The organism is Algoriphagus sp. 4150 (genome assembly GCF_031457395.1).
Taxonomy (GTDB): Bacteria; Bacteroidota; Bacteroidia; order Cytophagales; family Cyclobacteriaceae; genus Algoriphagus.
Genome location: NZ_JAVDWS010000001.1, coordinates 194065 through 216429, shown reverse-complemented (window position 1 = coordinate 216429; position 22365 = coordinate 194065). Strand labels below are relative to the sequence as shown.

The window sequence follows — 22365 nt, the reverse complement described above, 5'->3', positions numbered from 1 at the left end:
TTAGAAGTCTATCCATCGCCCCGTAAAGTGAACATCAAATGATTTAAAAATCACTTTTGTCATCACACAAGAGAAAATTCCTTCACTACCCCCCTTTCGAATTGGTGTATTTTATCAATAACACCGATGTTCAATCTATCGCTGTTCCCTTCTTCAAAAGAGATTTTCAGCAACTCATCCTCTACAGAGATCAGCACCCAATGGCTTCGGTACTTGATTTTGAGGGAAACTTGCTCGAGATGCTCAAGTTTGTGGGGATTTACCCACAGCGCCTCTTCCCCTACTTCCAATCCCAGAAATCCCCTCTGGACAAGGTCAAGCGAGCCTGCCATTGCTCCCAAATGTATCCCCTCGGCGGTGGTGCCGCCTTGTATGTCTTCAAAGTCACTGACCAGGACTTTTTCAAAATTTTCCCATGATTGCAGTTTATCGTACTTCAGCATGATCCAGGAGAAAACCACTCTGCTTAAGGTAGAGCCATGTGAAGTCCTTTTTTTGTAATATTCTATGTTTTTAAGAATAGCCCCCTCTGTCATCTCATGCCCGAGTTTTTTGAAAATCGCATAGATCTCATCTCTGGAAAACAAGTAAAAAAGCATGAGTACGTCTGCTTGTTTGCTGGCTTTATAGCTATTGGGATCTTTGTTTTCATTTTCGAGGATCCTGTCAAGTCGATGGATATCCTCATACTTCTTTTGATATTCTTCCCAAGGGAATTCTTCCAGCTTTTCGTAGCCATCAAACTGGTTGATGATGCCATCTTCTATAAAAGGAACGTACATCTTGCTACTTATTTCCTTCCAAAGCCTGATTTCCTTGGCATCGATATCCAGCTCATTGAGCAGTTCCTGCCTACGCCTGCTATCGATAATTTCCAGAATTTCTATTCCTTTTTGCATCACCCATGCCGCCATTACATTCGTATATGCATTGTTGTTCAGGCCTGACTCCTCCGAATCGGGGTAAGAAGTATGATATTCGTCTGGCCCCACTACATGGACGATTTCGTACCGATCTTCTCTTTCATTATAGGTGACCATACTTGCCCAATAAGAAGCTATGTTCAGAAAAATTTCTGCTCCAAAAAAAGACATGAAATCCCGGTCACCGGTGGTTCGAAAATAATTCCAGATATTATAAGCAATAGCTGAATTCACGTGCCTCTGCAAATAGGTATTGTCTGCCAGCCAACGTCCTGAATTGGGATTTAAGTGTAGAACTTGGCTTTCAGACCTTCCGTTGCTTCCGCTTTGCCAGGGAAACATGGCACCTCTTTTCCCATCCTCCTTCGCCGCAGCCTTGGCCTCTTCCAAGCGGTAATAGCGATACATCAGTAAGCTTCGGGTGATCTCAGGAAAACGGAGATTCAGAAAAGGAAAAATAAATAACTCATCCCAAAAAATATGACCACGGTAAGCTTCACCATGAAGTCCTCTGGCAGGTACTCCCACATCTACACCGATCACATTTGGCGAGACTGTCTGCAGGATGTGGAAAATATGCAAGCGTAATAGCCTTTGGTTTTTATCGTCATTGGTTAAATGTATATCTGCCCGGTGCCAAAGACTATCCCAAGCATGACTATGACTTAATAATAAATCTTTAAATCTATCGGCACGTTTTACGCTCTTACATGCTTCCAGCTCCGGTTCACTGATGGCCACATCGCGGGAAGTATAGATAGCTACAGTTTTTTCCAGAATATACTCCTGCCCTTCTTTAACTTCAACACGAAATAGCTGACTGATATAACCTTCCTTTTGATGGATTTCAATAGCCGGCTGCATAGCTTGATCCTGATGGAAAAGAACCGTACGGGCAGCCTGCGCCATAGTGATTTTAGACTGCTTGGTCTGCACTGACAGCAGGATAGTATTATCATTGACCTTGCGGGTGTCAAGCGGGTTTAAGTGGTGGCTTTCGAGATCACTGTATCTTTCTACGTTGTCATTGATAACATCTCCGTCCAATCCTGACCGAAATTCAACCTTACCGCTCCAGTTTTCAGGCAGGAATGTCCATTCCAGACAAGCCATATGCTTTTGATGCATGCTTACTATGCGGCGGCTACGGATGGAAGTACATCTTCCCTGAGAATCTTCTACCCTGAAATTTCGCTCTAAAAGACCTTTTTTCATCTGAAGTTCCTGCCGGTAATCCAATATTTTGCACTTTTCCAGATCCAGCCATTCTCCTTCTATTTCCCTGAAAGTCAAATAAGTCCAATTCGGGAAGTTAACAAAATCCTCATTTTCTATTGTTCTTCCGGACACATCTGTTTTGGCTCTGTTAAATCCCCCCGCCAAATAGGTTCCCGGGTAGTTAACCCCATCATTATTACTCTCTTCTGCCGCACCACGAGTAGCTATATAGCCATTTCCCAAGGTGCAAATAGCTTCCCTGTGCTTTTGTTCGTCAGGTTTCCAATCTGTATATAGTATGCTGAATTTTTTCATAGTCAACTTCAAATGCTTTAGCAGTTTACCGATAATGAAAAGGCATGAATACTAAATGAAATATGTACCCATAAAGACGGTTGCCTCGCACACAGCAACTACTGCTGAACAAATTGCTAGGTGATATTTTCCCTTTTCAGCGACATTTCAAATTTTTCCAGAAAACAGAGGACTTCAGCTACATTTCTCAGACCGTATGAAGCTCGTGTCTTTTGATCGTGAGAGCCGACGATTATTCCGATGCCATGATCGGCCATTTCTTCAAAGGCATCTTCATCCGTAATATCATCCCCTATATAAACAGGGAAAAGCAGATTACTTTCCGATCCCAAGGCTTCTATGAGCCAGGTAAGTGCCTTTCCCTTGTCCCAGTCTAGCTCAGGCTTAAGCTCAAGAATCTTCTTACCGCTCCCTTTTTTAAGTTGTGGTTGCCTGTCCAATTCTTCCAGCACTGCTTTCTTCACTTCCGGGACTTTATCTTTCTCCACATTCCGGTAATGGACGGCTATAGCGTATTTTTTTCGCTCTACTTGGACACCTGCTATACCATCTAATCTTTCGTTTAGATTGCCTTCGGCTTCATCCAGGGTCGGAAGTATTTCCTGCCCCTGCTCATGCTGCATTTCCAGACCATTTGGCCCTACAATGTCAAAGCCATGGCTGCCCGCATAGATTAACTCCGAAAGTCCCACCTTCAATTCCACATTTTCCCTGTCACGTCCACTGATTATCACCACAGATATGTCTTCTGCGATCTCCTTAATTAGCTTTTTGATCTCATCGGAAAGAATCGCTTCTTCCGGATTGTCTACAATGGGAGTCAAAGTACCATCGTAATCAAGAAAGAGGATTGGCTGCCTTGAGCCAATTTCACCTACTATTTCTTTAAAATTTTCCACGGCACTGGGCAGGCCGTAAGGCTGTTTGTTGTTTTTCGGCTGTGTCATACCCTAAGTTCTGTCAGTTTTTCTACCACAATATCCGCTCCTGCATCTTTCAGTTCCTTAGATTCTCCATGTCTGGCCACTCCGACCACGAGCCCAAATCTTCCTTTTTTACCGGCTTCTACTCCGGCAATGGCATCTTCTATAATGATGGCGTTTTTAGCATCTACACCCAAAACCTCACTGGCTTTTAGAAAAATATCCGGATCCGGCTTACCATTCAGGTTCTCTTTCTCTAAAGTCTCTCCATCTACTCTGGCATCAAAAAGCTCTGTCAGTCCAGCTGATTCAATAATATGCCTGCAATTGCGGCTGGAAGAAATAATGGCCAACTTCAATTTTGCCTTCTTCCATTTTTTCAACATTTCCAAGGTATCCTCATATACATGAACTCCTTTCTTCTCAAGAATAGACCGAAACAGTTCATTCTTTCTATTGCCTAATCCATAAACCGTCTCCTCTGTGGGACTATCGTCAATTTGCCCATCGGAAATTGCTATGTTTCTGGATTTCAAAAATCTCCTGACACCCTCAAACCGGGGTATCCCGTCTATATATTGTTTGTAATCCCTGTCAATTACCAATGGCTGAAAATCCTTGCCTTGCCTGTTTTCCATGAATTCATCAAACATCTCCTTCCATGCCTGTGCATGCAGCGTGGCCGTCTTGGTGACTACCCCGTCCATATCCAATATGACTGCAGTGAAAGTTGGGTGTTTGTTTTCTGTCATTTTTTATTCGATTGGAATAAAATTTAATCATCCTATAGCTTTGGGATAGAAAAACCACATCTGTATAGAATTCATAACAATCTTTCTTCATTCGAACCGGTCAAAGCTTACCTGATCTCCGGTGGTTAATTACCGCCTATTCCGGGCTGTTTAAACTCCCACCTTTCACCTTTTCCCCATTCATCTACAGAGTTGCCATATCCCGGATACCCTCCTTCCTGTCTGAGCATCGAAGCCAGATGCATTAAATTGTAAGTCATAAAAGTTACATTCCGGTTGGTGAAATCTGAATCGTAGCCCTTTGGGGGATTAATTTCTTCCTTTTCGTATTCTGTATCGCCATAGCTAGGGCCGGGACCTGCCTCCCCTATCCATCCAGAGTCAGCTTGGGGCGGGATAGAATAGCCAATGTGCTGCAAAGAGTACAAAATCCCCATAGCACTATGTTTGAGTCCATCCTCATTTCCCGTAATCAGGCATCCGCCCACCTTTCCATAAAAGAAATTCTGCCCTTTAGAATTTCTTTTATCACTCATTCCATCCAATCTTTCGATCAATTTTTTCGACAGGGAAGATTGCTGCCCGAGCCAGATAGGGGTTGCCAGTACAAGAATATCCGAGTCAGCTATTCTTTCAAACAACTCCGGCCATTCATCAGTATCCCATCCATATTCTGTCATATCGGGAGATTCTCCCGGCGGAACTTCATGCTCTACAAATCTTATCTGATCAACTTTTACCTGCTCTCTCTCCATTATGCCTTTTGACACGTCAATCAATTTTGACGTATGGCTTGAAATGGGATTTTTTTTCAATGTGCAATTGATATAAATCGCCTTTAATCCACTAAAATCCAATTTTTTAATCATAATAAAATCATTAAAATAAGTTGATATAAGAGTCCAACAGAAGTATCATCGCTTAGTTTCTCAGTATACTTCTTTAGATCACTGGCAATACAAACAAAGTATACGCCGGTAAGTAATACTAACGGGGGCGTTGGGTCAAAGGAATAGGATAAAAAGGATCAAAATTTGTCAAAATAAAAGAACGGACTATTAACTATGACCGCTACCTATGAAATTTATCAGCCCAAAAATCCACGCCTATTTAGATTATCTCGTTGCTTCAATTTTGATATTTGCCCCTTGGATATTTGGATTCACAATGAGGGGACCTGAAACTTGGATTCCTTTCCTTGTTGGATTGACAACGTTGACTTACAGTATATTTACCCGCTTTAAGGATGAGCATTTTGGAATAATATCCTTAAGAATACATGTGGTGCTTGATATCATTTTAGGAATTTTTCTTTGTCTAAGCCCTTGGATTGCAAACTTCTCAGAGATCCCGGCGATTCCATAGGTTATAATGGGTGTAGCTATTACCATTATAGCAGTACTTACAGCTGTTCAGTCCAAATCCAGGTTAAGTAAATAAATCACTGCGGAGTAAACACTCACTCCATACAAACTTCCAATAGCGGTTTCCCTTGGGCTAAAATATACACGATCTGTTACATATTATTCACAAAGTCTTAGGAGTACCGTGGAGCAATCCCAACCGTCTCACCAAGTAACTCATCTAGAGTTCTAAATAGTCCCTGTGCTATAGTATACTATATACATTCAGGTTTAGGGTTCTTTACTATGTCACAATAGGAATGAATATTGGATTTTCTATCAGAATCTACCAAAAAATCAGTGAAGGTCAGAAAAGAAAATGAAAACCACATACCTATGAAAAATGAAAAAGACAGTGTACGCCAGCCGAAAATGAACACCGCAGATGTATTAGTGCAGAAGCTGATAGACTGGGAAGTACGATTTATATTCGGGATCATCGGAGACCGCATCAACCCTATAGTAGAGTCTTTACGCAAACGGCAAAAAGAAATACAGTTCATAACGGTACGTCACGAAGAGTCAGCTGCATTCATGGCCAGCGGCTATGCAAAATATACAGGAAAATTAGGCGTGTGCCTGGCTACTTCCGGACCGGGAGCTATTCATCTGATGACCGGATTGTATGACGCTTACAAAGATCACGTTCCTGTGCTTGCCATTACAGGAGCACCTGTGCAGGATCTGGCAGGCACGGATTACATTCAGGAGATTGATGTCAGTTCTTTGATGAAAGAGGTTACTGCTTATAACCAGGTGATCACCGGACCCAAGCAGGCTGAAAGTATTGTAGATCTGGCCATCAGGGCAGCCTTAAATCAATCAGGTGTCTCGCATCTTAACTTTGCCAAAGACACTCAGGAGATTGAAAACAAAGATGATCAGCCTTCAAAAAAAGGAAACGAAAAGCTCAAAGGCACACAGGGATTCAATCCCGGGATAGAAGTTCCGGCAGATGAGGTGCTTGAAGCGGCGGCTGAACTTATTAATTCGGAAAACAAAATCGGTATTTTGGCAGGATGCGGAGCCCTTTCTGCACGTGAGGAAGTAAGAGAGCTTGCTGAATTGCTCGGAGCGCCTGTAGCCAAAGCATTACTGGGAAAGGGAGTGATGCCGGATGATTCCCCCTATTGTACAGGAGGAATAGGACATCTGGGGACTATACCATCCAAAGACTGGATGCAGGAATGTGGTGTTCTGCTGACTTTGGGCAGTAATATGCCTTACCTGGAATATTATCCCAAGGATGCCAAAGCAATACAAATCGATCACAATCCCAAAAGAATAGGATTGAGATATTATATTTACAACTAAAGCAACTCCAATATCAAGCCAATTGCCAGATCGTGTCTATCTAGTTAGAAAGAGCTATAAAGAGCATTTAAAATAGCTATGTAGTCACGGTAACGCAACACTGTGTTACATTTATACATCAGCTCTAAAATCGCACATCCCGAACAGTCACTTCTTTACTTAGGGCTGTAATGTTACACGAGCCCCATTCTACGGGGTCTTTCATGATATTAAGTCGTTTTTGTTTCTATCGAATATTTCCAAAAGCTCCTTGACTCTATGACTATAGGTATGGCTTGACTTTGCCCTTTCAAGCGCTGCCCGACCAATTTCTCTCGTCTTTTCTTTGTCCAATGTTTGCAGAATTTCAATCAGTTGCTCCCCATTTCCCACTACTAATATCTCCTCCTCCGGTTTGAAAAAATAGGAAACTCCCATCCATGCATCAGTAATGATACATGCTCCGGCTCCGGCAGCCTCAAACACCCTAATTGCCGGTGAATAGCCATATTCTGCCATACTGCTTCTACTGATATTCAGTACTACCATTGGGGAGGAATTGAAGACATTATGCTGATTGGAGGAGACATGACCTAAATAAGTCACATTAGCAGGCATAGGTTTATCTGCCCATCCGCTTCCTCCCAACAGAAATCTAAGGCTGGGAAGAGCCTTGGCTACTTTGAAGAAAAACTCATCCACCCGCTCTTCCCTATCCGGAAGCCTGTTTCCCAAAAAGGCCAGATCAACACGGTAAGCAGGATCTGCATCTACCGGAAAATGCGTCTCCGGACTGTAGGCATTGTAAATAGGAGTGACTTTTCCGGCTCCAAATTTCGAGTACATATCCTTTACTTTTTCACCGCCTCCGTAAGTCAGAATATGGTCAAAATAAGGAATCAATGGTCTGAAATAATCCTCTTTGTCCTTCTGTACCCTTGCTAAAGTAGCCGGTGCATCCACGTCCCAGTAGAATAGCTGCTGTCTCAATTCCTTGTTAATCAAAAGAAAAGTTTCTATTTCCTCATCAAACAATCCTACGCCGGATGCTTTGATTATAATATCAGCTTCCAACGCTTCCCTCAGGCATGCAGCTAAAGCCGGTACTGTGGGCTGATAAACCACCACACGGGCATACTGAGGATCCATAATGTCCCGGTTTTGTTGTCTTTCTAATATATCAGGTTCGTAAAAAGTAATCCTGTATCCAAGCGTATGCAGTACTTCCAGGATACCACGGTAATACGTAGCGGTACTATTCCAATAGGTACTGACGAGACTGCTTCCAAAAAAGGCGATGGTTGATTCAGGTTTCATATGGTAATTGGCTTGTCTGTACGCTTAGATAGGGGCTTTAACCGGGCTTTCAACTGTGTTCCCATTGGAATGCTTATTTGATTTGATTGTTATAATTTCATTTTTTTGTAGCCATTCATCGAGATGGAAACCGTCTATGGTAGGAAAAGCGGGATCCAAATCATAGAGAGAATACCGGTAAAGCCTGCCCGCACTACAGGAGGTAGCTGTGATAAATTTCATAACCTGCTGCTTCTGGTCATGCCGCCAAGTAGAATGTCCTGCCTCACTTATCCAGATTTCGGCAGTAATATCATGGTCATCCAGAACAGACTGCACATTTTTGATGTAGTAATCCCATCCGTTAAAGTTAGAATCAAATGATCCCGAAAATCCCTGTACGAAGGTGGAGAATACCAAGCGGCTTCAAACTGGCAATAGTATCCTCGACTCTCTGATAATCATCTATATGGAACCATTGCAAGATCCCCGGAACAAGTGTGTTATCACTTTGAATAGAATCAATTATGATGTGTCATACATTCAATAGTTTAATAGATTAGACAGTAAACCCGCTGCTGCTCACTGTCTTCAAAGTTTTGGGAAGAAGAAGTACAAGCAGCGTTCCGGTGAAAAAATATCAACCCGTTGGACGGAAAGCCTATTGCAATAAAAAACAACTCATTTTTCGGTTACAAACTGTATACATTATGTTACCATTTCGTAATCCTAATTTTCAATTCCTGAGCTAAGATGATATTTATGCTAAATAAGATCAGTAGAAGCGAGATAACGCCCTATGAAGACCAGTCCGGAAGCATCATAGTAAAAACCGGCACAATAAAAGCACAACAAGGGAAGGCTAGATTAAATAATAACATGAACAAACAGGAAAAAACACTATATTTTAGATTGACAGTAGCTCAAGGCTCCTACTATGTACTCATAGGTTTTTTTATTATACTATTTCCTGTAACTATACCCCACATCACGGAATCTCTGATTCTTGAATTTAATTCACTTTTCGTCGGAAGCTTAATAGTCGGTATCGGAGGTTCACTCTATGCTGGCAAAAAATATACAAGGGTGCCTCTTTCATTTTGTATTTTGGGTTTGGTCAGTTCCGGTTCGATCCTCTTCAATCAGGTAAATGCTGCGTTTGCAAGGCAACCCTCACTTTTCCAAAGTGTGGATATAGTAGTTGAACTAGCTTTTATCGGGCTATGGGTTTATTTGGCATATTGGAAATGGGTAAACCGGCAGTTCTCAAAGCTTGACTCTGAGGGCTGACCACAATTTTTTTTGAAAAAACTTCAAATTCTAAAATAAGCCAACTTGTATGAGAAACTTTAAGCTGATAGATTATATCGTTATTCTTAGATTACAAAGCGTATACTTTCTGGCAACAGGGATTTGGCCGCTTATCTCCATGTCCACATTTTTGAAAATAACAGGACCTAAAAATGATTTATGGTTAGTAAAAGTAGTCGGTGTTTTAATTGGCGTTATTGGGATGGTTTTGTTAACAGCATCTTTCAATAAAAAAAGAAATAATCCGGTAATTCTACTAGCCATCTCATCTTCTATAGCACTGGCTAGTATAGACGTAATATTCTATTTATCCAAGACTATACCTACTATATACTTATTGGATGCAGTGATAGAGTGCGTAATCATCATCCTTTGGGCATGGAATATCAATAAGCAACAAAAATAAATGCAAGCAACAAACACCTATACAATAAGTTAGATTAGTGCTTTTTTATTTCATACCAATCTCTGAAGAATAAGACTATTGGCACAGATCCTAATCAGAGAAGATGCATAGTAGTACTGCCCTTCAAATTGATTGACTGTAGTTGTAGTGAATTTTTCTGTAAATACAATTTCACCCCTATACCAAAAAGAGCCATATGCAAACAACTCGTTTATCCCCTTTTCAGGAACAGGAGTAGCAAATCCAGTCAGACTTAAACTCAAATCAGAGTTGAATTTTCTCCCAATTTGATGTGCCATTTCCTCAGCAATCTGCATGGAAACGCCATGCAGCTCCATGCAGTTTTTATCAATGATGGAAAGCTGTTTCATTTTCTGCCTACAATTGTAGGCTGTGATTCCACCACAAAAAAACATCCCTGCGTTTTCACAACTACTAAGCATCAATTGAAGCAGTCCGGCAGTAGCGCTTTCTGCCACGGAGATCCTATAATTATGATTCAGACAATATTTACGGATAATATCAAGGGCTTCTTTGGTATCTTCTTCACAGATTAAGTTCATATAGACAACTATTATTCTAGCTTCTTTTGACGTTGGGTTTATTTTTTTTGTCAGAACGATTAGGCTCAGGCTGAATGAATTCTTCCTGCGGATTCTCGTCCGGCACATTCTTTTTCTTCTTGTTGGTTCCAAAGGGAGTAACCTCAATATTATCCTTGTCTATCTCTTTTTCAAAATCAGATTCTTTGTTCTTTGCCATAATTTGTTCATTTAGGTATTAATGATTTCTCCTCCATTAGGGTGAAGAAACTGTCCGGAAATGTAACTTGACAGATCGGAGGCTAAAAAAAGAAAACATGGAGCAACTTCAGAGGGCTCTCCTGCCCTATTGAGGGGAACATTTTGACCGAATGTAGCGACATCCTCTTTCCCAAAAGTAGCAGGGATCAGCGGAGTCCAAATTGGGCCAGGCGCCACCCCATTGACACGGATGCCTTTATGGGCCAGATTTGCAGATAAACTTCTGGTAAAACTAACTATTGCCCCTTTGGTAGCTGAGTAATCAATTAATCGGCCATTCCCCTGATAGGCAGTTACTGAAGAAGTATTGATAATCGTACAACCTTTGTCCATATGCGGCAAGGCCTCTCGGCTCAGGTAGAAATAAGGGTAAATGTTTGTCTCAAAGGTTTTGTGTAATTGCTCATCAGAAATATCAGTTAGACTTTCCTGTGGAAATTGCATTGCTGCATTGTTGATCAGAATATCTATTTTGCCAAATTCCTCAATAGTCTTGGCTACGATGGTTTTGCAGTGACTGCTATCGGACACATCACCATTTATAAGTACAGCTTTTCTACCCCGTTTTTCAATTTCTTCTTTCGTATACCCCGCATCCTGATCTTCTCCCAAATAAGCAATAACCAGATCAGCACCTTCCTCGGCAAACAAAACAGCGATAGCTCTACCTATCCCACTATCTCCCCCTGTGATTACCGCGACCTTGTCTTTGAGTATTCCGGAACCTTTGTATCCTTTTTTGATAAATTCGGGCAAGGGATACATTTTATATTCCTTGCCCGGTTGCCGCTCTTGGCTCTGGCCTTTTCGTTCAGCATCGTGTGACATAAATAAATAGTAGTGGTAATAGTTGGTTTAATTATTCAAGTTGGGCAGTACCGCATCCCTTTTGGGTTAATTTCCGATATGCTCCAAACTAATCCCTAAGAGTGAAAGAACGCTTAAATCAAAGTTACTTACTTGTGTAGTGGAGCTATTACATAATTACACACATTGCTTGCATAATTCACATCTCCAATAAGCGGCAAAAAAACTCTCAATGAAATTAATATGGCATCAGGAACCAGACGGATAATTTTGGTAAGGGAGAGCCGATATCTCTGCGAAAATAGAGAGAAGCTCTTTTTGCTCCATCCATGGAGGATTTCCAACGTATTACCGGTATTTTATCCCTGTAGATCCAGCTCTATAGGTCTGGAAGGTATAATAAATGTGAACTTTGCCCCCTCTGACGGAATCTCATTGGCAAAAATAATTCCTCCATGATTCTCAACCACCTTCTTACATATGGCCAACCCTATTCCCGATCCCTCAAAGGTTTGCTTATCGTGCAGCCTATTGAAAATTATAAAAATTGCCTCTGCATGATTGGGATCAAATCCAATCCCATTATCCTCCACACAAATCTTTAGTAAGTCCGTACTATCTATAGCCGGAAAAAGGGACTTTTCATGATCCGTCAACTCCTCAGTGTATATCTTAATAACGGTTTTTTGATCATGTCTGCCAAACTTCAATGAATTCTCGATGAGATTGGTGAAAAGCTGGCGCATCTGCGAAGGAATCACAAAAGCCTCAGGAAGCAAGGCTACATTTATCTCAGCTCCCTTCTCCTCGATTTTCAGACTCAGCTCGTCCAAAACTGTTTCCACAAGCCTGTTCAGATTGACAATTTCAAATTTCTTCGCTTCATTCGATACCCGGGAAAACTTCAGAAGATCCAATATCAGCAGCTGCATCCGATTGGCCGATCGCTTGATTCTACTTAGGTAATCTTCCCCTTTTTCAGGCATATTGAGATCAGGAAGTTCTTCCAGCAAAGAAATCAGCGTCTGTATTTTACGGATTGGTTCCTGCAGATCATGACTTGCTATATGGTTGAATGATTCCAGCTCCGCATTGCTTCTAAACAATTCCCTGTTCTTAGTTTCAAGATCACTGTTAATTGCAGCTTCAATAGATATATCCTTGAAAGTGACTACCAAAATCCTGACATTCCCGTCCTCAAATAACTGCCGGCTCAAACTTAAATATTTAATGGCTTCGTAACGGTCACGGATTCTTATAGTCACTTTCCGGCTCTCGTCCACGTTCAACTCAGGATCGGTCCATCTATAGGCCACTTCACTATCTTCCCTCAGTACATGGGAAAGAAGAATATTTTTGGAAGGAATGAATGAATCAGGAGTAAATCCGAGCAGTCTAAATAAATTGTCCGAGAACAATTGCCTATCTGAATCTATAAAATGGGTATAATAACCTATGGAGGCCACGGATTCCACATGTTTGAACAGGCGGTTGTGAAGAGAAAGATTTGCATTGAGTTCCTTAAGTGTTTCCTGAGAAGAGATTTCAGCAGTAACATCTTTAGTCACAAATACCGCAATTCTCCCCTTCTCATCATTTCGGATAAGTCCGAGCATACGCACATTCTTTATTTTCCCATCCGGCAAAAGGATTCTTGCACTTGTTTGGAGAGGATTTTTGACTAATGTGAGTGCTTTTAAATTTGATAGCACCTGCTCTCGATCCGGAAAATAAATTCTTTCCAAGTACATTTTAAATGAAGGAGTAGCTTCACCTTCAGAATATCCAAGAATGCGATATAGATTAGTTGAGAAAGCCAGCTTCTTCTCTTTAAAATTATAATATGCATGGCCCATTCCAGCCATTTTTTCAATGTACTTAAAGACATCGTTGTTTATACGGTTTTGCAAAATAGAATCATCGCATTTGGCAAACTCATCAACCACTACCCTGCTATAGATCACATGGAACATGATCAGCAGGATTAACAGAAAAATAGAAGCCCAAAAAAAGGCGTTTCGAAGGTCATTGGAATAATTGAGCTTTTCCGAGAGGGCTTCTCCTTCTTGTCTGCTCCATCTAGAAATAAAGGATGTCATTCCTAAATCGGACAAAGAAGAATATTGCATGACCCATCCTCCTTCCGGCCTAGGCTCATATTTCATGGTCAAAAGACTTTGATACTTTTCTAAATAAGCGTTTGATTTAACCTGAAGTGTATCGAAGTTGGAATTAAAAAGTAAGGTGCCCCTTTTTGAAGTGACGAGTTGGGAAAGATGAAATTGAAGGGTAGTGGCCATACCCAGATATCTCTCCATTACCTTTGGATAAGGTTCCTTTTCAGACTCATGCATCAGTGCCTCCAGCTTTTCGAATTCAGCCAGCAGGTTGGACAAATTCTGTATTAGACGATGCGAGCGGATTACCTGCTCCCGTTCTTGCTGCATGGAGCTGTACTGAAAAAAGCCCAAAACCAAGACGATCAGAATAACGACAACCGTAGTCAGAATAGAGCTATAGTGTAACTTTTTTGATCGCTTTAGCATTGAATTGGAATAGTAGAAGTGATTGGATACAACACTCTTGGATTCGTTGGATATTCGATTTGCCTTCCAATACTCTCTTACAAGAATAGTGCGATGATCGTATTGTGGCTGAATAATATAACCCATGGACTAACTCCCCAATGTAAACCGGCAGAGATGTGGATTGTTTTAAATTCGTCTGGCTATTTAGGATATCCTTCCAACAGATTGAAGGAATTGTATCCTGGTCGATTAGTAGAATATAGGGCAAAAGCCCTTCCCTGGGTTTTGGTTAATAATATGATCCGTTGACCAAAGTGCAAACCAAAATCAGTCAAGGCCGCTTCGGCCTCCCTTCATCGTCTGCCTGTGACGGGGTCTTTCGGACAGATAGTGAACCAACTAAGGCAACCGATATAATTGCTGATAACCAGAAACATTTAAAAAACAGTACTTCTTAAAAATCCTTCACCCCGAAATTATGTAACGATCAGTGTAATTCCTGTAACAGTCCCTGAACTTCTAATGGATAGCTTTATGCACAAGTACACCACTAATAAATTACCCTCTTATGAAACATATCCTTGTCGTGGACAATCAGATCTCAACTTGCGATCTATTATCCAAATTTTTAATCAAAAAAAACTATGGGGTAGCGACCATCACCAGAGGGCAAATTGCGCTGGAAATGTTACAAAAAAGAAAGTTTGATCTCATTCTGGCAGAATATAATCTTCCTGACATCAGTGGGACAAAATTCTTTGACGAAGTCAGTAAATCCAATCCAGAGGCCGAAATGATCCTCATGGGGAAAGAAGTCAATCTAAAAAATGTTGTAGCCATGATACGGAAAGGTGCAAGAAATTTCATCTCGAAGCCCCTGAATCCGGATGAACTTATTGAAGCCATACAAGAGGCCGAAAAGCATACGTTGCATCGAGTGGCAGATGAGACAGACTCACATACAGAGAGGCTACCGGCTAAGCCTTCCCCTGATATGGTAACGGGACAGAGTAAGAAAGCTCTGGCTATCGTCGAGCAGGTTAAGCGTGTAGGACCAACAAATTTTTCAGTGATTATACAAGGAGAAACGGGGACGGGAAAAGAGTCGTTGGCTCGACAGATTCATCAAATAAGCTCTCGAAAAGAAGAGCCGTTTATTGCTGTGGACTGTGGATGCCTCTCCCGAGATATAGCCGGAAGCGAACTTTTTGGGCATGAAAAAGGGGCTTTTACGGGAGCAGCATTTCAAAAGACGGGATTTTTCGAGCAGGCAAATGGAGGGACGATTTTCCTTGACGAAATTGCAAACTTGCCTATGGATATACAAATAGCCCTGCTTCGTGCATTACAGGAAAAAGTGATCCGGAAAGTAGGCGGATCCAAAGAGATTCCCATAGATGTACGGATCATTGCTGCCACAAATGAAAATCTTTTACAAAAATCCGAAACTTCAAATTTTCGGGAAGACCTGTATTTCAGGCTATGTGAGTATACACTGGAAATTCCGCCTCTGCGGGAGCGTCCGGAAGATCTCCCGCTTTTCATAGACTTCTTTCTGGAGCAGACAAGTAAGGAACTGGGGAGGCCTAAGGCAAAATTATGCAAAGAATCACGTGACTTATTGTATGAGTATCATTGGCCCGGAAATATCCGTGAACTTAGAAACGTAATCAGAAGATCCTCTTTATTTACAGATTCCCATAATTTTATACAAGCGGATTCTCTTCCTTCCCGAATTACGAATTATAAGGATTCGCTGTGCAATATTCCCGAATATTCTGACGAGCTGGAAAATGTACCAACCGTTAAAACAGGTGATTTAAAATCAACTGCGCTAAGGGCTGAATCAAAAAGAATTATGGAAGTGCTGGAAAGAGTGCGGTATAATAAAACCAAAGCTGCTGAAGTACTTAATATCCACAGGAAAACCTTGTATGTCAAGCTTAAACTTCTAAATATTCCGTGCTGATTTGGTGTCAGCAGCCTATAAAATTGGTTGATCCTATGCCTTCCTCCGACTTAATCTTTTATATGTATGCGTGTCGTGTCAATACAGAAAGCCGAATGGGCAGCTTAAAAGCTTTTAGTTCCATTTAGTTCCGGGTAAAATTAAGTGGAAGAACCTAAAAGAAGGGCGGCAATTTTGCCCTTCTTTTAGGTTCTTCCAGGCTCTTCCTGAGGCCATTCTTTTTCCCTTTCCGGAGGAAAATCTTGTTCCCGATCAGGCTGATAAGGATCATCGATTTCTCTTCGGGGGTCTTCTATCGGATTTTCATCCTCATCGGGAAGATATTCTTCTTCTTCAGGCAAATGGGGATTGGGGAGGATTTCAGGATCATTCGGATTCGGTATTATTTCTCTTGGAAGAAATACCGGATCCTGCTGAACAACACCCGAAATCCAAAGTCTGTTAATCCACAAATACAAACCAATCTTCCCCAAATTAGCATTCGTCGGAATTTTAAAATAACTTCTCTGGCTTGAAAGAAGCGGAATTTTTACCATTGGAAAGTCAACTTCCCCAGTTTGAAAATTAGTTTTCATCTGTTTATATTATGTTTTGATTTTTAATGGTCAGATAGCCTGTCCCGTCCGCCGCGGCGGATCGGGAGAATCTCGCCAGGCGAATAATCATCCCTCTCCCGAAGCAAGTTCGGGACAAGTTGCGTGTCGTCTTCGACATGCCTGCCTACCGTCAGGCAGGCTCGATTTCATGTTAGTATAATTTGTTTTTTAGCAGTCATAACTTGTCCCGAAAATCGGGATGGAATCCCTGCCTGGCGGCAGGCAGGTCGCAGGGTTTACAATCATCCCAGTGTGTGATCCAGTAGGTACGGAATCGAACCTGCCTCAGGCAGGTTCGATCTCATGAGAATAATATTTATCAAATACGTGCTAGCTACGCACACCGCAGTAAAGTCATGTACTTATTATTTTACAGATAACTAAGCATTAGTCTTCTCTATCAGAACCTTCCGTTTTCACTATCTTGTTATATACACCCAACAGAAGAAATGGGGCAGCCCATTGACCGACAAATAACGCTAAGTTATTTTGCTTGCATACTTTTAAACATAATGAAACTCCCATTGCTGAAAGTGAAGACCACAGATATATATCAGATGGGATTTTGGCTGTTTGTGATTCAATAGTTTTGGCAACTTTGCCTTCTTTTTTGTCAGTGTTCATGGTATAGTCTGTTTAATGTTTAGGTTGTCTAATTCAATTCAAATTCCATTCCCTAGAAAAGAAGAAAGCCCTAAAAAAACAAAACACCGCCTAAAGAGCCAGAGGAGAGGTAAACTCTTGTCGCCAAGCAATTTTGGATTCGAAATACACTAAAAACCGTATCATATATCCCACAGTTTGTCACATTTTGAATACGCCGGTAGATCATGGCTTTACGCAGCTTTAGATCACAAAAAAAGGTGGAACACATCCTACTTTTTTTATGATTAAGGTTTCATTCCTATTCTTGAGAGGCGTTGTCCCTAATCTCTTTTAGCAAATTTTGACTCAGTAATTAAATCAGCAGATCACTAAAAACACACTTAGTAGCGCCCAAGGATAAAGAAATCTCATGTAGAGAATGATCCCCCTTGTGCGGAAAATTTACGCAATAGGTGAGACCAAAAATCAAATGGCAAACATAACTTTTACTTAATCGGATAAAAAAAAAGGACAATTATAAGACTTTCCCAAAATTCAATAAATTTAAATCCTTCTGTATTTTGGTATTATTTCCAGCTTAAATCAGATAATTAGATCCTTAATGGATAAAAAAAAGAATTTTTCAATGTTTTAATCTCACTATTAATAGGAAAAAGCAATCGATCATGAAAAACTATAGAACTTATACCCGGATGGGAACATTTGACAGAAATTGCGATGCGGACTATTGAAATATCCTACTATATTCTGGCACATATGATGGTTTGGATAAGAGTCTTTCAGGCGCTTTTTAAAATCCACAAACGAAAAAAAGATGAAACTAGTACTGGGATATCAAATCCATATACTTGCAAGAAAAATAGTAGAAAAGGAACTTGGGAAAATAGGTATAAACTATAAATACCACAATTCTTCCCAAATAGAGCTTCTCGAAGAAATCCCATGTTCACTTTTACACAAATTAAAAAACAATCTGAAAGAATACGGGATCCATATAAAAGAAACACAGCGAGAGCAATTCATTCAGAAAATAAAAGAGGCTGTCGCTGAAATCATCTATTGTGATGAGTATTACACCTATAAAACGTCAAGTTTAATCTCAGATAAATTAAACCTAAGTTATGGTTATATTGCCAATGCTTTTTCCGAGCACACCTTAAATACATTAGAAAACTACATAATACTTCAAAAGATAGAAAGAGCCAAAGTCATGATTTTAAGTAATGAGTACACTCTTACTGAAATAGCTTATAAATTAAACTACAGCAGTGTAGGGCATTTGTCAAATCAGTTTAAAAAGACTACGGGACTGACTTCCACTTCTTTCATAAAAATAGTAAAACAAAGAAATAACTTCCTGACGAAAGCATATAACAATCCCGGTTCCTAACAACTAACTCATCATGAAAAATATCAATATCCTTTTGGCGGATGATGATGACGATGACCGCTTGTTCTTTGGTGAAGCACTGGAACAATTAGAGTTAAATATTTCCTTGAATTGGGTAGTGAACGGTGTGGATTTAATCAATTATCTGAAGCAACCGGACACTCAATTACCTGAGTTACTATTTTTGGATTTGAACATGCCTTTAAAAGGAGGGATTGAATGCCTGATTGAAATAAGGAAAACAAACTACCTAAGAAATCTCTCAGTTGCCATCTATTCCACATCAAGTGCAGAAAAAGATATTGAGGAGTGTTTGATTCACGGTGCAAACATTTACATCAAAAAGCCTTCTGATTTTAACGTTCTCAAGTCAATATTACACAAGGCAATAACTATTAATCATCAATACCACAGCTCAGGATTAAGTAAAGAAAACTTCTTAATGGTGATCTGAGAACGGGAGTAATATGCTTTTTATTGAAAAAGGCCATTAGCTTAAAGCTGTTGACAGCAGATGATCCCGACGCCTTTCGTGGAAAGATTTCCTCTGTCTAAAATCAACCATAATTTATACTGGATTGGTTTTCAGTTTATTACAATACACATCTGTTAAACGAGTTCCGAAAAAAATCCAAGAGGTGTATCTAAAGCCATGGAAACCAAAATCTCTGAAGGATAATACACAAGTAAAAAATAGCATCGGGTCTTCACCCGATGCTACCTATTAACTGCTATAAACCACGATGACCGGCTATTGAGTCAACTCGTACTTGAGGGTCTTCCCTTTCTGAATGGCTGGCAACCCTTCGGACATCCAAAGCGGCGCGGGAGTACCTTTCAGGTAATGATCAAAGAATTGGCTCAAACGAACTGAAAGGTCTTTTCTGTTTTTGCGATGCCCCAAATTATGATCCTCACCATTGTATTGTAGAAGCCAAGCCGGCTTGTTCAATCGTTTCAATGCCATAAACATCTCAATTCCCTGATACCAAGGAACAGAACCGTCTTCATCGTTGTGCATGATCAAAACCGGCGTCTTGACACGGTCCATGAAAAACAAGGGAGAGTTTTCTATATAGTAAAGAGGCTTGTCCCAGAGCGTCCCACCTATTCTGGATTGGGTTTGCTCGTACTGGAACATTCGACTCATACCTGTCCCCCACCGTATTCCCCCATAGGCCGAAGTCATGTTTACTACAGGAGCTCCGGCACCGGCTGCTTTAAACATATCCGTTTTGGTGATGAGATAAGCTACCTGATAGCCGCCCCAACTCTGTCCTTGAATAGCCATATTATCAGCATCCACAAAGCCTTTGGCCACAAGAGACTGAACTCCGGGAACAATACAGTTATAAGCACTCTGTCCCGGAAGGCCAAGTTTATATTTGATATCCGGCACAAACACCAAATAATCGTTACTCACAAAATAGGGAATGTTAATCGTCGAAGCACTCGGTGCAGGAGCTCTATACATATGTAATCCATCACTGTTGCGCTCGTAGAAATACACCATCAAAGGGTATTTTTTGGATGCGTCAAAATTCTCCGGCTTGAACAATAAACCCTGCAAGGGCTCTCCGTCATTTGTCAGGTAGTCCACCAATTCCACCGACCCCCAATTCACATTGGCTTGCTGAGGATTGAGATTTGATACTTTTTTGAGGCTTTTGAACGTCAGATCCCCCAAGTACATATCGGGATTTTCTTTATAGGTTGACCTGTTAATCAAAATCTCTGAACTCTCCTTCGCTTTCGTTAAGCCAGCGTAACGATTTGCTGACATTACCAGCTGTTTAGGTGCGGACTTTCCGTCAAAAGTGCCGGTAAAAAAACCTGCATCTTTCGTTTTTTCATTGAAAGCCGTTAGTAGTAATTGTCCTTTAGGATCAATACTTCGCTCCTCCATATCAAGATCCTGTCTTCTGAAAATTGTATTCGACTTCCTCCCTACTCCCTGAGTCAGATTCACTGCAGCAGCTGGATTGGCAGGATCTATTTTCCAAATATCAAATCTATCATACACCAGAAACGCTTCATCTCCGGCTAACCAACCTGCATTGCCATAACTTCCCGGAAGCGATGGGGAATCGTGCAATTCCACATAAAACGCCCCGGGCAGTTCTTTGGTAAGGTTGATTTTGGACTTTTGCGCTACATCATAAGCCACCCAACTGCTATCACGTCCATTGTACCAATACACAAATTTTCCTTCGGGTGAAATGGACGGATGACCGGAAGCATCTTTCTCAATCAAGGTTTTGGATCCGTCTTTGAAGTCTATCAAGTACAAATCCCTACCTGTCTGAATATCCCAGCTGTAATTGATTCGATAAGGTGCATCAGTCCATGCCAATCCAAAATCACGTTCAACTTTTGATTCCAGAATCACATTTTTCACCTCCTGATCCGCCAGCTGGGTAATCTTCTCTGTTTTCAGATCTATTGCAGCCAAGTAAGAAAATTTCTCCTCACGCCCCTTATTTTTCAGTTGCATAGGCTGAATCTCAGAATCCTTCCATCCCCAAATGTCAAGACTCACTCTGTCATCATCCAGAATAGTGGTATCATTTTCATAGCTGTAATCCAAGTAGTCCGGAGCAACCCCAAAAAACAAACGCTCTTCCTTCTCAGAAAATTTGAGATCGCCATCTTCACTGATTCTTCCATATTCCATAATCCCATCAGATTCCTTGGTGGCAATTTCGGCTAATTTGCCATTTTGGGTCTGAAGGAGAAAGAGTGAATGGTAAGGTTTTTTGGCCTTGGTAGAATCATCCGTAGTGAGGTAAGCTAGGTAGCTAGACTCAGGGGAGAATGTGACACTCGAATAAGAAGTCATTCCTTCAGAGATCAAGCTACTTTCACCGTTGGATAAATTTAGCAAGTAAATAGCAGCATTGTCCAGCGTGTCTTCCTCCGCCATCACATAATGAAGGAAATCACCATTTTTAGAAAAACCATAGGACTTCACCCGTTCAAAATCGTAGGCGGTTGAGCCATCCAATGTGCGGACAGTAAGTTTGGTTCCGTCTGTTTTCTTGGGTTTTTCTGCCTTGGCCGTAGAGTCCGCCTCAGCATCTTTTTCTACAGTATTCACTTCTTTCTTATCCTTCTCAAAATGAATAGCAATCCAACTTCCTGCTTTTTCAGGAGTCGAAAATGACTTTACATTTGGAAGTTTTTCCAGCTGATTTTCGGCCATATTATAGATAAAAAGACTATCAGTAGGCATTTCTTCCTTTTTGGTCTTCTTCAATTTCAACACATAGACAGAGTCATTCTGAGGAACTATCTTGCCTACGGCAAAGGCATCATCTGCAGAAAATCCCCAAGAGGAACCTCTTGGGATGATTTGGCGCTTAGCAGGATCTTGGAATGGGAAAATCTCAATACGCCCGTCTCCCTCTTGTGGAGAGATTTGATACCCTACCCACTTTCCGTCTTTGGTTATTTTCTCAGATGCCAATCTTTCCCACCCATCGTAGTCGGCATGGCTCAAAGGTCTCTTGTGCTGAGCAAAAAGTGTATGTGAACCTATGAGCAACACAATCAGCCAAGCTCCAAATTTTCCAATCTTCATTTCAAAATAAATTAATTTAGTAAGTCCCGTTTCATACAGCCAAAACAATTTGGCTCCAATCATTTTTAATAAAAACGGGTTGTAAAGAATTTCCCAAAAATAAAAACACCGGTGCAGCCTCCCGTAACCGCTTAAAAAAAATCATGTATTAGGATTTTCTACCGACTGGCGGGGCATACAAAAAGGGATAAAAAACGACTTGGGGATAAGGCTTCGACTTCAGGACAGGTAGGCGCCCAGTCTGAC

General features: G+C 41.0%; 20 protein-coding genes. 7 read left to right on the top strand and 13 right to left on the bottom strand.

The window, feature by feature from the left end; all coding sequences use genetic code 11:
* Nucleotides 1–62 precede the first annotated feature (62 nt).
* The 4 genes from J2X69_RS00910 to J2X69_RS00895 form a co-directional block, all read right to left on the bottom strand.
* Nucleotides 63–2456: a glycosyl hydrolase family 65 protein gene (locus J2X69_RS00910; RefSeq protein WP_310096973.1), complete on the bottom strand. Its 2394-nt coding sequence runs from the start codon at nt 2454–2456 to the stop codon at nt 63–65.
* A gap of 116 nt (nt 2457–2572) precedes the next feature.
* The gene (otsB, locus tag J2X69_RS00905; RefSeq protein ID WP_310096970.1) at nt 2573–3403 is read right to left on the bottom strand and encodes a trehalose-phosphatase; all 831 of its coding nucleotides are present in this window, start codon (nt 3401–3403) and stop codon (nt 2573–2575) included.
* Nucleotides 3400–4131 carry a beta-phosphoglucomutase family hydrolase gene (locus tag J2X69_RS00900; RefSeq protein WP_310096965.1) on the bottom strand — a complete coding sequence of 244 codons (732 nt, stop codon included), beginning with the start codon at nt 4129–4131 and terminating at the stop codon, nt 3400–3402. Before J2X69_RS00900 ends, otsB begins: the two co-directional genes overlap by 4 nt.
* Nucleotides 4132–4256: 125 nt before the next feature.
* Nucleotides 4257–5000 carry a flavodoxin family protein gene (locus J2X69_RS00895; RefSeq protein WP_310096962.1) on the bottom strand — a complete coding sequence of 248 codons (744 nt, stop codon included), beginning with the start codon at nt 4998–5000 and terminating at the stop codon, nt 4257–4259.
* Nucleotides 5001–5208: 208 nt separating this feature from the next.
* On the opposite strand from J2X69_RS00895, the gene J2X69_RS00890 reads away from it, so the two are divergent.
* Both J2X69_RS00890 and J2X69_RS00885 read left to right on the top strand, forming a co-directional pair.
* The gene (locus J2X69_RS00890; protein WP_310096957.1) at nt 5209–5496 is read left to right on the top strand and encodes a hypothetical protein; all 288 of its coding nucleotides are present in this window, start codon (nt 5209–5211) and stop codon (nt 5494–5496) included.
* A gap of 374 nt (nt 5497–5870) precedes the next feature.
* Nucleotides 5871–6848, top strand: coding sequence for a thiamine pyrophosphate-binding protein (locus J2X69_RS00885; RefSeq protein WP_310096955.1), 978 nt, complete (start codon nt 5871–5873; stop codon nt 6846–6848).
* Between the two features lie 201 nt (nt 6849–7049).
* On the opposite strand, the gene J2X69_RS00880 is transcribed toward J2X69_RS00885, so the two are convergent.
* Nucleotides 7050–8144, bottom strand: a complete 1095-nt coding sequence (locus J2X69_RS00880; protein WP_310096952.1) for a glycosyltransferase — start codon at nt 8142–8144, stop codon at nt 7050–7052.
* A gap of 24 nt (nt 8145–8168) precedes the next feature.
* Entirely contained in the window at nt 8169–8543 is a 375-nt protein-coding gene (locus tag J2X69_RS00875) for a hypothetical protein (RefSeq protein WP_310096949.1), read from the bottom strand.
* A 342-nt stretch (nt 8544–8885) separates the two neighbouring features.
* Here J2X69_RS00875 and J2X69_RS00870 point away from each other — a divergent pair, with 342 nt between their 5' ends.
* Nucleotides 8886–9413 carry a hypothetical protein gene (locus J2X69_RS00870; protein ID WP_310096946.1) on the top strand — a complete coding sequence of 176 codons (528 nt, stop codon included), beginning with the start codon at nt 8886–8888 and terminating at the stop codon, nt 9411–9413.
* Between the two features lie 49 nt (nt 9414–9462).
* Nucleotides 9463–9840, top strand: coding sequence for a hypothetical protein (locus J2X69_RS00865; RefSeq protein WP_310096943.1), 378 nt, complete (start codon nt 9463–9465; stop codon nt 9838–9840).
* Nucleotides 9841–9890: 50 nt separating this feature from the next.
* On the opposite strand, the gene J2X69_RS00860 is transcribed toward J2X69_RS00865, so the two are convergent.
* From J2X69_RS00860 to J2X69_RS00845, 4 genes are all read right to left on the bottom strand, one after another.
* Nucleotides 9891–10403, bottom strand: coding sequence for a CinA family protein (locus J2X69_RS00860; protein ID WP_310096941.1), 513 nt, complete (start codon nt 10401–10403; stop codon nt 9891–9893).
* A gap of 16 nt (nt 10404–10419) precedes the next feature.
* Nucleotides 10420–10602: a hypothetical protein gene (locus tag J2X69_RS00855; RefSeq protein WP_310096938.1), complete on the bottom strand. Its 183-nt coding sequence runs from the start codon at nt 10600–10602 to the stop codon at nt 10420–10422.
* Between the two features lie 11 nt (nt 10603–10613).
* Nucleotides 10614–11471 (bottom strand): SDR family oxidoreductase, encoded by an 858-nt coding sequence (locus J2X69_RS00850; RefSeq protein WP_310096935.1) that lies wholly within the window; start codon nt 11469–11471, stop codon nt 10614–10616.
* Between the two features lie 338 nt (nt 11472–11809).
* Nucleotides 11810–14122: an ATP-binding protein gene (locus J2X69_RS00845; RefSeq protein WP_310096933.1), complete on the bottom strand. Its 2313-nt coding sequence runs from the start codon at nt 14120–14122 to the stop codon at nt 11810–11812.
* Nucleotides 14123–14546: 424 nt separating this feature from the next.
* Here J2X69_RS00845 and J2X69_RS00840 point away from each other — a divergent pair, with 424 nt between their 5' ends.
* Nucleotides 14547–15947 carry a sigma-54 dependent transcriptional regulator gene (locus J2X69_RS00840; protein ID WP_310096930.1) on the top strand — a complete coding sequence of 467 codons (1401 nt, stop codon included), beginning with the start codon at nt 14547–14549 and terminating at the stop codon, nt 15945–15947.
* Nucleotides 15948–16132: 185 nt separating this feature from the next.
* Here the strand turns inward: J2X69_RS00840 and J2X69_RS00835 are convergent, their stop codons facing one another.
* Together J2X69_RS00835 and J2X69_RS00830 are read right to left on the bottom strand one after the other, a co-directional pair.
* Nucleotides 16133–16522: a hypothetical protein gene (locus tag J2X69_RS00835; RefSeq protein ID WP_310096927.1), complete on the bottom strand. Its 390-nt coding sequence runs from the start codon at nt 16520–16522 to the stop codon at nt 16133–16135.
* Nucleotides 16523–16930: 408 nt separating this feature from the next.
* Entirely contained in the window at nt 16931–17167 is a 237-nt protein-coding gene (locus tag J2X69_RS00830) for a hypothetical protein (protein WP_310096924.1), read from the bottom strand.
* Nucleotides 17168–17963: 796 nt separating this feature from the next.
* On the opposite strand from J2X69_RS00830, the gene J2X69_RS00825 reads away from it, so the two are divergent.
* Together J2X69_RS00825 and J2X69_RS00820 are read left to right on the top strand one after the other, a co-directional pair.
* A complete protein-coding gene (locus tag J2X69_RS00825) occupies nt 17964–18539 on the top strand; it encodes an AraC family transcriptional regulator (protein WP_310096921.1) in 576 nt (191 codons plus the stop codon).
* 13 nt (nt 18540–18552) lie between these two features.
* On the top strand, nt 18553–18993 hold the full coding sequence (locus tag J2X69_RS00820; protein WP_310096918.1) for a response regulator: 441 nt from the start codon (nt 18553–18555) through the stop codon (nt 18991–18993).
* A gap of 297 nt (nt 18994–19290) precedes the next feature.
* On the opposite strand, the gene J2X69_RS00815 is transcribed toward J2X69_RS00820, so the two are convergent.
* A complete protein-coding gene (locus tag J2X69_RS00815; protein WP_310096915.1) occupies nt 19291–22119 on the bottom strand; it encodes a prolyl oligopeptidase family serine peptidase in 2829 nt (942 codons plus the stop codon).
* Nucleotides 22120–22365 lie beyond the last annotated feature (246 nt).